This is a genomic window from Nonomuraea sp. NPDC050202, from assembly GCF_040656115.1.
Classification (GTDB): domain Bacteria; phylum Actinomycetota; class Actinomycetes; order Streptosporangiales; family Streptosporangiaceae; genus Nonomuraea.
Map to the genome: position 1 here is coordinate 128378 of NZ_JBFALF010000026.1, position 13226 is coordinate 141603.

Here is a 13226-nt window from a genome sequence, read left to right on the forward strand (position 1 = left end):
CCCGGCCTACGCCTCGCCGAGCACCTCGGCGGCGAGGGAGGCGACGACGGCGGCGACGCGGTCCGGGGCCTTGGCGTGGGCCGAGTGGCCCTGGCCGGACAGCAGCACGCGCCGCGGGTGCGGGAGGGTGCCCTCCAGCGCGTCCAGGCGCTCGCCCAGGTGTGCCGGGCTGCGGTCGCCGCCCAGCAGGACCACCGGCGCCGGGATGCCCGCGTACGCGTCCAGCCGGACCCCGAGCGAGTCCATGGCGACGTTGTCCTCGACCTGGCGCGGGGCCAGGGCGCGCAGCCTCGGCGTCACGGCCACGAAGCAGCCCACCAGCAGCGCCGCCCAGCCGGGCAACCCCACCGTGTCGCGTACGAAGATGCGCATGGCACGGCCGGGCCGGCCCGCGGCGACGGCGGCGCGGGTGCGGCGGTGGACCTCACCGTCCGGGCCTCCCAAGGGTGGGCCGATGACGGTCGGGGGCTCGTAGAGGACCGCGCCCGCGAAGGCCCGCGGTGCCGCCACCATGGCCTCCAGCGCGATCACCGCGCCCGACGAGTGCCCCGCGAGCAGCACCGGCCCGCCTCCGACGGCCTCCACCACCGCGAGGACGTGCTCGACCTCCTGCGCGACCGTGCAGGGGGTGCGCTGGTCGAGGTCCAGCCGGTAGCGGCGGCGATGGAGGCGGACGACCCGGTGGCGGGAGGCCAGCCGCGCGGCCACCGCGCCCCAGGAGGTCCCGTCGTCCAGGCCCGGGTGCAGGATCAGGACGACAGGGCCGGCGCCCTCGTCGATAGCCCGCGCCTCCGTCCCGTCGGCGGTCTTCGCTGTGATGATCATTGACCCGCTCCTTAGCGTCGCTAAGTGGAATTTAGCGCCGCTAAGGAAGCCTGGCAATAGGGGTTGCGGGTGATCGTCGGGGCCGAACGCGGGCGGTGGCGCTCACCTGGCCGCGATCATCGGGCGCGGGGAGGAACCGCGGGCGGTACCCGGGGCCCGGCTAGGCCGTGACTTCGGGCGTGGCCCGCATGCCGACGTAGACGCACCGGGTGCCGTCGGTGAGGGTGGAGAAGACGACGGGCATGTAGTCCTCGCTGAAGGACGGGCCGGCGCCGGAGGCGGCGAACACCGTCTCCGTGACGGGCGTCAGCTCCATGTCCAGCGGCGGCGAGAGGTCCCTCATGCCGTCCACGAACTCGTAGCGCATGCGGCCCTCGGCCACGGTGACCACCACGCCCTCGCGCCGGTAGACGCCGGTCAGCGACGCCCAGTCGATCGCGGGCGGCTCGGCGGCCGGGGCGAAGGGTTCGGGCATGCGGACCCCGGCCAGCTCACCGAGCAGCTCCGCGAACAGGTCGGCGTACAGGCGGCGGGCGGCGCCGCCGTTGGTGAGCAGGACCAGGGCCACGCCGGCCGAGGGGACGACGCGCAGGTAGCCGTACTGGCCGATGGCGGCGCCGTCGTGGCCGTAGCCGGTGACGCCGTCCCAGTCGTACAGGGTCCAGCCGAGGCCCCAGCCGTCGGCGCTGACGGTCCACTTGTCCGGTACGTCCGTCTCCCTGTGCTGCATGGCCGCGACGGACGCGGCCGACAGGACCCGGGTGCCGTCGGGCGCGAGGCCGCCGTCGAGGTGCATCCGGGCGAAGCGCGCCATGTCGCCCGCCGAGCTGATGATGCGGCCGGCCGGTCCGGCGGAGCGCGGCATCATGTCCCAGACCGGCGCCGGGTCGGGGTAGGCGCCCGGCTCGCCCAGGTGGCTCATGGCCACCCGGAAGCGCAGCGCCTCCTCGGGCAGCGTCATCGAGTGGTCGAGGCCGAGCGGGGCGAAGACGCGCTCCTTCAGCGCCTGGTCCCAGGTCCGGCCGGTCAGCACCTCGACGATCCGGCCCAGGACGACGTAGCCGAGGCCGCCGTACGAGACCGCGGTGCCGGGCGGGCAGTCGAGGGCCACGGCCCTGGCGGCCTCGACGTACTTGGCGAGGCAGTCGTCACCGCGGCCGGTGTCGTGGTTGAAGTCGTTGGTCACGCCCCCGGTGTGGGAGAGCAGCTGCCTGACGGTGATCGTCGCGGTGGCCTCGGGGTCGGGGGTGCCGAACGCGGGCAGCACGTCCACGACCTTCGTCTCCAGCTCCAGCAGCCCCTCGTCGACCAGGGTCAGCACCAGGGCCGCGGTGTAGACCTTGGCGATCGAGCCGCTCAGGAAGACCGAGTCGGTCGTCACCTCCTGGCCCGTGCCGCGGTGCAGGACACCGCTGGCCAGCTCGTGCACGGTGCCGCCGGTCAGGATGGCGAGCTGGGCGCCGGGCACGTGGTGCTTGGCGCGCAGCTCGTCCAGGCGGGCCTGCCAGCGGGCGAGGTCGAGCCTGCGCCCCGCGGAGTCGGCCGTTCCCCAGCCGCCCTCGGCGCGCCAGGTGCCCTGCTCGTCGTAGCTCACGTTCGTCATGATGATCTCCTTGAGGTTCAGGTGGTGGCGAGGACGGGGTCGGGCCGCTTCGTACGGGGCCGCATGACCGCGTACGCGAGCGCGGCGGCGATCAGCACCCCGGCGGCGCTGATGAGGAAGCCGGTGGACATGGCGCCGGTGAAGGCGTCGCGGGCGACCTGCGCCAGGCCGGGGTCCCCGGTGGCGAGGGCGTCGGGCAGCGACCGGCGCGCCTGCTCGGGTGCGGCTGCGGGCATCGCGCCGGTGAAGCCGGCGGCGACGACGCTGCCCAGGACGGCCACGCCGAGCGCGGCGCCCATCTGCTGGATCGTGTCGTTCAGCGCGGAGCCGACCCCGGCCTGCTCCTGCGGGACGGCGCCCATGAGCGCGGTGATGGCGGCCGGTGAGGCCAGGCCGCCGCCGGCTCCGAGCAGGAACAGCGCGGCGCCGGTCACCCAGAACCCGTCACCGGCCGACACGGTGGCCAGCAGCGCGAACGCCCCGGCGACCACGACCATCCCGCCGGAGGCCAGCGCCCGGTTGCCCACCCTGGCGCCGAGCGTCGCGCCGAGGGCGTTGCAGGCCAGCGAGGCCACCGCCATGGGGATGAAGGCCAGCCCGGCCTGCGTGGGCGTGTAGCCGAGCACGAACTGCAGGTACTGGGTCAGGACGATGAGCAGGCCGCCGTTGCCGATCTGGACCAGGGTGAGCGAGAGGCTGCCGCCGCTGAAGTCGGGGTTCCTGAACAGGCCCAGCGGGACCATCGGGTACGGCGTGCGCAGCTCCCAGACCACGAAGGCGACCAGCGCCGCCACCGCCAGGAGCGCGCTCGCCTGGAACGGGCCGTGCACGGGCAGCTCGATGATCGTCCAGACCAGCGCGGTCATGCCGGTCATCGACAGGATCATGCCCACCGGGTCGGCCTTGACGGCCGGGCCCTTGGACTCGGGCATCAGCAGCAGGGCCGCGACGATGGCGCCGATGGCGATCGGCACATTGATCAGGAAGACCGCGCCCCACCAGAACCAGGCGATGAGCACGCCGCCCAGCACCGGGCCGCCGATCAGCCCGGTCATCGCGACCGCGCTCCAGGCCGCCATGGCCTTGCGCCGCTCCTCCTCGTCGAACACGGTGATCAGGATCGACAGGGTGCTCGGCATGATCAGCGCGCCGCCGACGCCCATCACCGCGCGGGCCGCGATGAGCTGTCCCGGGTCGCCCGCGACGGTGGCCGCCAGCGAGGCGAGCCCGAACAGCGCCAGCCCGATGATCAGGACCCTGCGGCGCCCGTACCGGTCCGACAGGCTGCCCGCGGTGAGCAGCAGGCCGGCGAACACCAGCATGTACGACTCCATGATCCACTGGATGTCCTGGGCGCTCGCGCCCAGTTCCCCGGCCAGCGGCGGGATCGCCACGTTGAGCACCATGTTGTCGATGACCAGCACTGCCGTGCTCAGGCAGAGCACGACCAGGATCCACCACCGTCGCGGATGAGACATGACCTTCACCTTCTCGCGCACATCGTTTGTTTGATGCGAACACTGTACGCACGCCTGTCGAGCGTACGCAAGTCAGCGAACGACGTGCCGCCGAGGGCGCGAAAAAGGGCCGGGCTGCACAACAGCCCGGCCCTCCCCGTAGATCCTTACAGCTTGGGCAGGAAGCCCACCCTGTCACGCACCTGCGCCATCGTCTCCTTCGCCACCGCCGACGCGCGCTCGGCGCCGATCGCCAGCATGCGGTCGAGCTCCTTCTCGTCGGCCAGCAGCTTCTCCGTGCGCTCCCTGATCGGCGCGAACGCCTCCGCCACGGCCTCGGCGACGTCCTTCTTGAAGGTGCCGTAACCCTGCCCCTCGTAGCGGGCGACCAGCTCGGGGATGGGCGTGCCGGTCAGCGCCGACTGGATGCGCAGCAGGTTGGAGATGCCCGGCTTGTTCGCCTCGTCGAACAGGACCTCGGAGCCCGTGTCGGTCACCGCCCGCATGACCTTCTTGCGCAGCGGCCCCGGCTGCTCCAGCACGTCGAGGATGCCCGCGGGGCTGGAGGACGACTTCGACATCTTCGCCGTCGGGTCCTGGAGGTCGGTGATCTTCTCGACCTCCTTGAGGATGTACGGGTCCGGCAGCGTGAACGTGTCACCGAAGCGGTGGTTGAAGCGCTGGCCCAGGTCGCGGGTGAGCTCCAGGTGCTGCTTCTGGTCGGCCCCGACCGGGACCAGGTTGGCCTGGTAGAGCAGGATGTCGGCGGCCTGGAGGATCGGGTAGGTGAACAGGCCCACGCTGGCCGCACTCTCCCCGAACTTGGCCGACTTGTCCTTGAACTGCGTCATCCGCCCCGCCTCGCCCATGCCGGTGAGGCAGATCAGCACCCACGCCAGCTCGGTGTGCTCGCGCACGTGCGACTGCACGAAGACGGTGGAACGCTCCGGGTCGAGCCCGGCGGCGAAGAGCTGCGCCGCGGCCACGCGGCTGCGGCGGCGCAGCGCGTCGGGCTCGGTCGGCACGGTGATCGCGTGGAGATCGACCACGCAGTAGAACGCGTCGTGGGTCTCCTGCATGGTGACCCACTGGCGGACCGCACCCAGGTAATTGCCCAGGTGGAAGGAGTCCGCGGTGGGCTGGATGCCGGAGAGTACACGAGGTCTGGCCATAGCAGGCAATTGTGTCAGGAATCCTGCTCCAGCGGCGACTCGACGGCTGGTCGGCGTTTCACCCTCACGCGGGCGATCCGCCGGCCGTCCAGCTCGGTGACGGCCAGCTCGAAGCCGGAGAACTCCACCCGCTCCCCCGTGGCCGGCACGTGCCCCAGCATCGCCATCACGAAGCCCGCCAGCGTCTCGTACGGGCCGTCGGGCAGGCGGATGCCGGTCTCGGTGGCGAAGTCGTTGAGGTTCGTCAGGCCGTCGATCTCGATCTCGCCGGCGGGCAGGATCACGACGTCCTCCTCGACGTCGTACTCGTCCCTGATGTCCCCGATCAGCTCCTCGACCAGGTCCTCCATGGTGACGATCCCGGCCGTGCCGCCGTACTCGTCCACCACGATGGCCAGGTGCTGGCCCTCGTCGCGCATCTCGTTCAGCGTGGTGAGCAGGCGCTTGGAGGCGGGCACGAACTTGGCGGCCCTGATCGGCACCACGGCGCTGATCGGCTCGGTGCGGCCGGTCAGCTCGGGATCCAGCAGGTCGCGGACGTGCACGAACCCGATGACCTCGTCGTAGGTGTCGCGGTAGACGGGGAAGCGCGAGTGCGGGAGCGTGGCGGCCAGCCGGGCGGCCTGGGTCAGCGGCGTGTCGGCCTCCATGAACTCGACCTCGGTGCGCGGCAGCATCACCTCCCTGAGCTGCCGCTTGCCCGCGGCGAACACCTCGCCGATGAGCTTGCGCTCGTCGGCGGTCAGGTCGGTGTGCCCCACCACCATGTCGCGCAGCTCCTCGGTGGTGACCTCCTCCCTGTCGGCCTTCGGGTTGCCGCCGAGCAGCCGCACCACGCCGTCGGTGGACCTGGACAACATCCAGATGATCGGGCGCGACAGGGAGGCGAGCCGGTCCAGGAACGGTGCCACGTACAGCGACAGCCCCTCGGCCCGCTGCAGCGCCAGCCGCTTGGGCGCCAGCTCGCCGAGCACCAGCGAGACGTACGAGATGGCCAGCGTGACCAGCACCAGGGCCAGCACGGGCGCCACGGCCACCGGCACCCCCCAGCGCTCCAGCGCGGGCACGAGCTGCGCCGCGAGCCGGTCGGCGCCGAACGCGGCCGACAGCATGGTGGCCACCGTCACGCCGATCTGGACGGCGGACAGGAATCTGTTGGGGTCGCGGGCCAGCTTGGCCACGCGCTCACCGCGACGTCCCCGTTGCGAGAGTTTGCGGACCTGGCTGTCGCGCAGGGAGACCATGGCGATTTCTGCGGCGGCGAAGAAGCCCCCGATCAGGATGAACAGCAGGACCAGGGCGATGTTGGCCGCGACGGTGTCAAACATGGTGGTTGGCAGCGTACTCGTCGGCTTTCCCGCGTATGCTGAACGGCAAGCCTGACAAAATCAAACATATGCGAACAGGAGTACACATGAGGCTACTGGTCACCGGAGGCGCCGGGTACGTCGGAAGTGTGGTCGCGGCGCAGCTCATCGAGGCGGGGCACGAGGTGACCGTACTCGACGACCTGTCGACCGGGCATGAGGACGCGGTGCCGGAGGGTGCGCGTTTCGTCCGGGCTGACATCACCGAGGCCCGGCAGGCGCTCGACGGCGTCGACGCGGTGCTGCACTTCGCGGCCAAGTCGCTGGTGGGCGAGTCGGTGCAGCAGCCGGGCCTGTACTGGGCCAACAACCTGGGCGGCACGCTGGGGCTGCTGGACGCCATGCGTGACAAGGGGGTGGGACGGATCGTGTTCTCCTCGACGGCGGCCACGTACGGGGAGCCGGAGCGCTCGCCGATCGAGGAGGGCGACCCGACCCGGCCGACCAACCCGTACGGCGCCTCGAAGCTGGCCGTGGACACCGCGCTGAGCGCGTACGCGCGGCAGCGCGGGCTGGGCGCGGTGAGCCTGCGCTACTTCAACGTGGCCGGCGCCTACGGGCGCTTCCGCGAGCGGCACACGATCGAGACCCACCTCATCCCGAACGTGCTGAAGGTGGCGACCGGCGAGCGCGAGTCGGTCAGCGTGTTCGGCACCGACTACCCCACGGCCGACGGCACCTGCGTGCGCGACTACATCCACGTCGCCGACCTGGCCAGGGCCCACCTGCTGGCGCTGGACGCCACCACGCCCGGCGAGCACCGCGTCTACAACCTGGGCAGCGGCACCGGCTTCACCGTGCAGGAGGTGATCTCGGTCTGCCGCGAGGTCACCGGGCACGAGATCCCCGCCGTCGTCGGGGAGCGGCGGCCCGGCGACCCGGCCGTGCTGGTCGCCTCGTCCGCCAGGATCCAGCGTGAGCTGGGCTGGAAGCCCGAGCGGGCAGCGCTGCGCGACATCGTTTCCGACGCCTGGGGAGCGCTTTCCGGGAAATGACCCTACGGAGCGGCAATGTGTGCTGTGATACCGAAATGTGAGGAGCTTTTCACCAAGGGTCACGAAGCTGATCTTCGGTGCCCTCATCGTGGTGTGCAGCGCGCTGGCGGCAGCGGGCGTGATCTTCGCCACCCCGCAGCCCGCTCCGGCCACCCAGTCCACGCCCTGCCCGGAAGTGGTACCCCCGTAGACCCCCGGGAACGCGAAACGCGCGCCCCCGGCCCGGAGGGCGCGCGTCCGGCGAAGAGGCTCAGATGAGGCCCAGCTCCTGGACGGCCTGGCGCTCCTCCTCCAGCTCGCGCACGCTGGCGTCGATGCGCTCGCGGGAGAAGGCGTCGATCTCGAGGCCCTGGATGATCTCGAACTTGCCGCCCGCCGCCCGCACCGGGAACGACGAGATGAGACCCTCGGGCACGCCGTAGGAGCCGTCGGAGACCACGGCCGCCGACGTCCAGTCGGTGCCGTTGACCCAGTCGTAGACGTGGTCGATCGCGGCGTTGGCGGCCGAGGCCGCCGAGGAGGCGCCGCGGGCGTCGATGATGGCGGCGCCGCGCTTGGCCACCGTCGGGATGAACGTGTCGCGCAGCCACTCGGTGTCGACCTGCTCGGCCGCGACCTTGCCGCCCACCTCGGCGTGGAACAGGTCGGGGTACTGCGTGGCGGAGTGGTTGCCCCAGATCGTCATCTTCTTGATCTCGGCGACCGGGACCTGGAGCTTGGCCGCGAGCTGGGACAGCGCGCGGTTGTGGTCGAGCCTGGTCATCGCGGTGAAGCGGTCGGCCGGCACGTCGGGCGCGTTGCGCTGGGCGATGAGCGCGTTGGTGTTGGCCGGGTTGCCCACGACCAGGACCTTGATGTCGTCGGCGGCGTGGTCGTTGATGGCCTTGCCCTGCGGGCCGAAGATGCCGCCGTTGGCGCCGAGCAGGTCGCCGCGCTCCATGCCGGCCTTGCGCGGCATGGCGCCGACCAGCAGCGCCACGTTGGCGCCGTCGAAGGCGACGTCAGGGTTGTCGGTGATCTCGATGCCGGACAGCAGCGGGAACGCGCAGTCGTCCAGCTCCATCGCCGTGCCCTCGGCCGCCTTCACCGCCTGCGGGATCTCCAGCAGGCTGAGCTTGACCGGAACGTCGGCGCCGAGCAGCTGCCCCGACGCGATGCGGAACAGCAGTGCGTAGCCGATCTGGCCGGCGGCTCCGGTGACGGTCACCTTGACGGGCACAGTGGCTGACGACGCCATGGCCTTCCCCTAACTCCCAGCAAGAATCGTTGACGCCTGGGATGTTACCCGCTCGTCATCAGCAGGTTTCCATCGCGGGCACCTTCAGCTCCGCGTCGAAGTCCACCTTCTCGAAGTACCTGGTCAGGAGCTGCTGGATGTAGCCCTTGGCGTAGAAGTCGGCGATCACCGCCTCCACCGCCTGGCAGGTCCGCACGTCGCCGCTCTTGATGCCGACGCCGTAACGCTCGTTGGTGAGCTTGGCGCCGAGGATCTTGTAACGCATGTTCTCCCTGGCCGCGAAGCCGGCCAGGATCAGGTCGTCGCCGGGCACCGCGGCCACCTTGCCGCTCCTGAGCATGTCCATGCAGGCGGCGTAGTCGCTGGCCGTGACCGGCACGACCTTCACCCGGTCCTGCACGGCACCGACCGACGGGCTGTTGGGCGCGCAGATGCGCTTGCCCTTCAGGTCGCCGAGGTCCTCGATGCCGTCGCCCGCGCGCACCAGGAGGTCCTGGTGGGCCAGGTAGTACGGCCCGGCGAACTGCGTCTCGCTCTGGTCGATCGAGTAGGTGGCCACGACCAGGTCCACCCTGCCCTCGGCCAGGGCGCCCGCGCGGTCGAACCTGCCCACCTGGACGAACGTGGTCTCCCTGGCCCCCAGCTCCGCCGCGATCCGCTTGGCGATCTCGATGTCGAAGCCCTCGAAGCCGTCGCCGTTCTGCAGCGCGACGCCCGGCAGGTCGCCCTTGACGCCGATCACGATCTTCCCGGTCTGCGCCACCTTGTCGGCCACCGTGGAGAACGTGGTCCCTGGCTCGGGCCCGGACGTCTCCTCGGCGGGGCCCGAGCCCCGCAGGAACGTCAGGTTGGCCAGGCCGCCGTTCAGCACCAGCGCGATCGCCGCGGCGGCGATCAGCACGATCGCGGTGGCCAGCGCCAGCCACACCTTCGCCCGCCTGCGCCGCGCCGGCGTGGCCGGCTCGGGCATCGGGTACGGCGCCCCGCCCCCTTCCGGCGGCACCGTGGCTGCGTGACTTCCCGACGGCGCTGTCATGGCGCGCCGGCCTGCGTCGTGCTGCCCAGCCGTCTGCCGGCCTGCGTCGTGCTGCCCGGCCGTCTGCCGGCCTGTGGTGTGCTGCCCGGCGGTGTGCTGCACGTCCTGCGGGGCCGCCCCGGAGGCGGCGGCGCTCTGGCCCGACGGCGCCGCGGAGGCGCCCGTCCGGGCGGGCGGCGCGGAAGAGGCACCGGTCTGCGGGGACGGCGCCGGGGAGGCGCCGGTCCCGGACGACGGCACCACGGAGCCCTTGCGCCCCGGCTGCTCGGTGATCGACCGGGCCGACACCCTGATGAACGGCGTGGTGTCCTCGCTGGCCACCTGAACGCCCCTGCTGAGCACCGCCGTGGACGCCCCCGCCGCGGACGACTGCCCCAGCAGCCGCAGCAGGATCTGGTCGGCCGAGGGCCGCTCGGCCGGCGACTTGGCCAGCGCCTCGCGCACGACACCGCGCAGCGGCTCGTGCAGCATGCCGACGTCGACCTCGTGGTTGAGGATGCGGTTGAGCACCGTCGCGATGGACTTGCCCTCGAAGGCCACCGTCCCCGTCGCCGCGAAGGCGATCGTCGCCCCCCACGAGAAGACGTCCGTGAAGGGCCCGATGTCGTCACCGGCGATCTGCTCGGGCGCCATGTAGGCGGGGGTGCCGATGGCGCGGCTGGTGATCGTGCCGGTGGAGTCGATGATCCGGGCGATGCCGAAATCGACCACGCGCGGCCCGTCGGCGGCGATCAGCACGTTGTCGGGCTTGAAGTCGCGGTGCACGATCGAGGCGTGGTGGATCGCGGTGAGCGCGGTGGCGGTGCCGATGGCCAGCCGGTCGAGCACCGTGCCGGTCAGCGGCCCGTCGGTCTCGACGACCTCGCGCAACGGCCGGCCGTCGATGTACTCGCTGGCGATGTACGGCGTGTCGCCGTCGAGATCGGCCTCGATCACCCGGGCGGTGCAGAACGACGCGACCCGCTGCGCCGCCTTCAGCTCCCTGGCGAAGCGCGACCTGGCGATGGTGTCGCCGCTGAACTTGACGTGCAGCAGCTTGATCGCGGCACGCTCGTCCTTGTCGTTGACGCCCAGGTAGACGATGCCCTGGCCACCTTCGCCGATCCGCCCGGACAGCCGGAAGGATCCAAGCTCGGTGGGATCGCCGGCGACCAGCGGCGAGATTTGCGGCATTCGTCATCCCCACGTGTGCTGAACCCCATCGACGCAAACTTTACGACGCTCAGCAACTTCTCAGGGATCGGTTAAGGTCTGGCTACGTCACGGCTTCGTGTCTTTCGTGAATCAGGCATTGCGCATCTTGCGTCCGCACCCCCGTTCGGGGAAGCCTCAGGATCATGGATCGCCCCTATGACATCGTGCTGTTCGGCGCGAGCGGGTTCACCGGCGCGCTGACGGCCGCCTACCTCGCCAGGGCCGCCGGCCCCGGCACTCGCTGGGCGCTGGCCGGACGCGACCGGGCCAAGCTGGAACGCCTCGGGCTCGACGTGCCCGTCCTGACCGCCGACGCCACCGACGCGGCCTCGCTCGCGGCGCTCGTCCGCCAGACCCGCGTCCTGGCCACCACGGTCGGCCCGTACGTCCTGCGCGGCGAGCCCCTCGTCGCCGCCTGCGCCGACGCCGGCACCCACTACCTCGACCTCACGGGCGAGCAGGAGTTCATGGACCGCGTGTACGTGCACTACCACGAGCGGGCGGCCAGGAGCGGCGCCAAGCTGGTGCACGCCTGCGGCTTCGACTCGATCCCGTACGACCTCGGCGTCCTGCACACGGTCACCCGGCTCCCCGAGGGCGAACCGCTCAGGATCAGCGGCTTCCTGCGGGCCAGCGGCCGCCCGTCGGGCGGCACGGCGGCCAGCGCGCTGACCGTCATGGGCCGCGGCCGCCAGGCCCTCCAGCAGGGCACGCAGCGCCGCTCCGCCGAGCCCCGGCCCAAGGGCCGCACGGTCAGCTCGCTGCCGGGCGGGCTGCGTTACGTGGGCGGCTGGGCCCTGCCCATGCCCAGCATCGACTCGCACGTCGTCGGCTACTCCGCCCGCCTGCTCGACCGTTACGGCCCCGACTTCACCTACCGCCAGCACTACGCGGTCCGCACCCTGCCCCAGGCGCTGGCCACGGTGGCGGGCGTGGGCGCGTTCGTGGCGCTGGCCCAGATCCCGCCGGCGCGCCGCTGGATGCAGGGCCGGGTGCGTCCCGGTGAGGGACCGTCACCCGCGCGGCGGGCCAGGAGCTGGTTCAAGGTCACGTTCCTGGGCGAGGGCGGGGGCGAGCGCGTGGTCACGGAGGTCGCGGGCGGCGACCCCGGCTACGACGAGACCGCCAAGATGCTCGCCGAGTCGGCCCTCTGCCTGGCCTTCGACGACGTCCCCGACCGCGCGGGCCAGCTCACCACCGCCTCGGCCATGGGGCAGCCCCTCATCGACCGCCTGCACCGCGCGGGGATCACCTTCAGGGTCCTCGATCAGTAGGGCAGGCTCCAGTTGGCGAAGGACTTGCGCAGGTACGGCGCCTTGTACTTGGGATAGGCCACCGTGCTCACGTCCCCGTCCGAGGTGTAGCGCATGTCCGGGTTCTTCTTGAGCCAGTCGAGCCAGGCGTGCGAGCAGAACTGCGCGCAGTCGCCCTTCTTCTCCATGGCCTTGATCCGCGGGATCCCGGCCGGATCGTACGACTTGCTGAAGGGCGCCGGCGCGGGCGTGTACCCGGCCAGGAAGGCGCCCTGGTGGTTGTAGAGCTTGCCGCGCATCGCCCAGTCCTTCTTGTTCGGCTGGTTGCCGTACGGCAGGGCGATCGTGGTGGGCTTGACGTAGGACAAGGAGTTGATCTGCGCGGCGATCTTGCCGATCTGCTCCTCGACCTCCTTGCGCGGGCGGCCGCGCAGGTTGAGGTGGTCGCTGGTGTGGTTGCCGATCTCGAAGCCGTTGTCCTTGAGCCAGAGCAGCATCTGCGCCTGCTCCTCGCGCGCGGTCTTGCCGAACATGTCGCGCGTCACGTAGAACGTGGCCTTGGGCTTCCAGCCCGGGTGCGCGGCGGCGACCTCCTTGAGTATCGCGACCGCGGTGTCCTTCTGCGGCTCGCCCATCTGGTTCAGCGTGAGCTGCGAGGGCGAGGAGTCGTCGAACGTCAGCACCACGGGGTGCTTGCCGGCCGGGATGTCGATCTTGCCGGCCACCATCTCGGCGGCCGTGATCGGCACGTAGTCCTCCTTCACCAGCCGCTCCAGGTCGGCCCTGAACTGCTGCGGCGACCTGTCGTCCGTCGTCTGCGGCTTCGGCACGATCCGGTGGAACATCAGCACCGGGATCTGCCCGAGCTCGTTCGCCTTGACCTTGGCGGCGTTCTTGACCTTGGCCGCCTTGCTCGCCTTCAGCTTCGCGGCGGCGTCGACCTTGGTGTCGGCCAGCTTGGTGGTGTCCGGCTGAGAGTCGCAGCCGGACAGGAGCGCGGCGGCGGTGAGCGCCCCCAGCCCACTCAGAATTCTCAGTCGCATCCGAACCCCCCGAAACGCGTACGACTGTTCTGAGCTGCCTCATA

10 protein-coding genes are annotated in these 13226 nt (G+C 71.3%); 2 read left to right on the forward strand and 8 right to left on the reverse strand.

Going from position 1 to position 13226, the window contains the following annotated elements; genetic code table 11:
• Window positions 1-6 precede the first annotated feature (6 nt).
• The 5 genes from AB0I79_RS44810 to AB0I79_RS44830 all read right to left on the reverse strand — a co-directional run bounded on the left by AB0I79_RS44810 (window position 7) and on the right by AB0I79_RS44830 (window position 6385).
• A complete protein-coding gene (locus AB0I79_RS44810; protein WP_357886816.1) occupies window positions 7-825 on the reverse strand; it encodes an alpha/beta hydrolase in 819 nt (272 codons plus the stop codon).
• A 160-nt stretch (window positions 826-985) separates the two neighbouring features.
• Window positions 986-2428 carry a serine hydrolase domain-containing protein gene (locus AB0I79_RS44815; protein WP_357886819.1) on the reverse strand — a complete coding sequence of 481 codons (1443 nt, stop codon included), beginning with the start codon at window positions 2426-2428 and terminating at the stop codon, window positions 986-988.
• Window positions 2429-2445: 17 nt separating this feature from the next.
• Window positions 2446-3906, reverse strand: coding sequence for an MFS transporter (locus tag AB0I79_RS44820; protein WP_357886822.1), 1461 nt, complete (start codon window positions 3904-3906; stop codon window positions 2446-2448).
• 146 nt (window positions 3907-4052) lie between these two features.
• On the reverse strand, window positions 4053-5057 hold the full coding sequence (gene trpS / locus AB0I79_RS44825; RefSeq protein ID WP_357886825.1) for a tryptophan--tRNA ligase: 1005 nt from the start codon (window positions 5055-5057) through the stop codon (window positions 4053-4055).
• A 14-nt stretch (window positions 5058-5071) separates the two neighbouring features.
• Window positions 5072-6385, reverse strand: coding sequence for a hemolysin family protein (locus AB0I79_RS44830; RefSeq protein ID WP_357886828.1), 1314 nt, complete (start codon window positions 6383-6385; stop codon window positions 5072-5074).
• Between the two features lie 86 nt (window positions 6386-6471).
• On the opposite strand from AB0I79_RS44830, the gene galE reads away from it, so the two are divergent.
• Complete coding sequence (gene galE / locus AB0I79_RS44835) at window positions 6472-7419, forward strand: UDP-glucose 4-epimerase GalE (RefSeq protein ID WP_357886831.1); 948 nt, start codon at window positions 6472-6474, stop codon at window positions 7417-7419.
• Between the two features lie 250 nt (window positions 7420-7669).
• Here the strand turns inward: galE and AB0I79_RS44840 are convergent, their stop codons facing one another.
• Both AB0I79_RS44840 and AB0I79_RS44845 read right to left on the reverse strand, forming a co-directional pair.
• On the reverse strand, window positions 7670-8656 hold the full coding sequence (locus AB0I79_RS44840; protein WP_357886834.1) for a malate dehydrogenase: 987 nt from the start codon (window positions 8654-8656) through the stop codon (window positions 7670-7672).
• Window positions 8657-8714: 58 nt separating this feature from the next.
• Window positions 8715-10865, reverse strand: a complete 2151-nt coding sequence (locus tag AB0I79_RS44845) for a transporter substrate-binding domain-containing protein (RefSeq protein ID WP_357886837.1) — start codon at window positions 10863-10865, stop codon at window positions 8715-8717.
• A gap of 164 nt (window positions 10866-11029) precedes the next feature.
• Here AB0I79_RS44845 and AB0I79_RS44850 point away from each other — a divergent pair, with 164 nt between their 5' ends.
• Window positions 11030-12160, forward strand: a complete 1131-nt coding sequence (locus AB0I79_RS44850; protein WP_357886840.1) for a saccharopine dehydrogenase NADP-binding domain-containing protein — start codon at window positions 11030-11032, stop codon at window positions 12158-12160.
• On the opposite strand, the gene AB0I79_RS44855 is transcribed toward AB0I79_RS44850, so the two are convergent.
• A complete protein-coding gene (locus AB0I79_RS44855) occupies window positions 12154-13182 on the reverse strand; it encodes a polysaccharide deacetylase family protein (RefSeq protein WP_357886842.1) in 1029 nt (342 codons plus the stop codon). The two genes, AB0I79_RS44850 and AB0I79_RS44855, sit on opposite strands and share 7 nt — an antisense overlap.
• Between the last annotated feature and the right edge of the window lie 44 nt (window positions 13183-13226).

What these genes read in the sequence shown, in the direction of transcription:
- AB0I79_RS44810 (WP_357886816.1), bottom strand. Translation starts at nt 825, where the DNA reads ATGATCATCACAGCGAAGACCGCCGACGGGACGGAGGCGCGGGCTATC.
- AB0I79_RS44815 (WP_357886819.1), bottom strand. Translation starts at nt 2,428, where the DNA reads ATGACGAACGTGAGCTACGACGAGCAGGGCACCTGGCGCGCCGAGGGC.
- AB0I79_RS44820 (WP_357886822.1), bottom strand. Translation starts at nt 3,906, where the DNA reads ATGTCTCATCCGCGACGGTGGTGGATCCTGGTCGTGCTCTGCCTGAGC.
- trpS (WP_357886825.1), bottom strand. Translation starts at nt 5,057, where the DNA reads ATGGCCAGACCTCGTGTACTCTCCGGCATCCAGCCCACCGCGGACTCC.
- AB0I79_RS44830 (WP_357886828.1), bottom strand. Translation starts at nt 6,385, where the DNA reads ATGTTTGACACCGTCGCGGCCAACATCGCCCTGGTCCTGCTGTTCATC.
- galE (WP_357886831.1), top strand. Translation starts at nt 6,472, where the DNA reads ATGAGGCTACTGGTCACCGGAGGCGCCGGGTACGTCGGAAGTGTGGTC.
- AB0I79_RS44840 (WP_357886834.1), bottom strand. Translation starts at nt 8,656, where the DNA reads ATGGCGTCGTCAGCCACTGTGCCCGTCAAGGTGACCGTCACCGGAGCC.
- AB0I79_RS44845 (WP_357886837.1), bottom strand. Translation starts at nt 10,865, where the DNA reads ATGCCGCAAATCTCGCCGCTGGTCGCCGGCGATCCCACCGAGCTTGGA.
- AB0I79_RS44850 (WP_357886840.1), top strand. Translation starts at nt 11,030, where the DNA reads ATGGATCGCCCCTATGACATCGTGCTGTTCGGCGCGAGCGGGTTCACC.
- AB0I79_RS44855 (WP_357886842.1), bottom strand. Translation starts at nt 13,182, where the DNA reads ATGCGACTGAGAATTCTGAGTGGGCTGGGGGCGCTCACCGCCGCCGCG.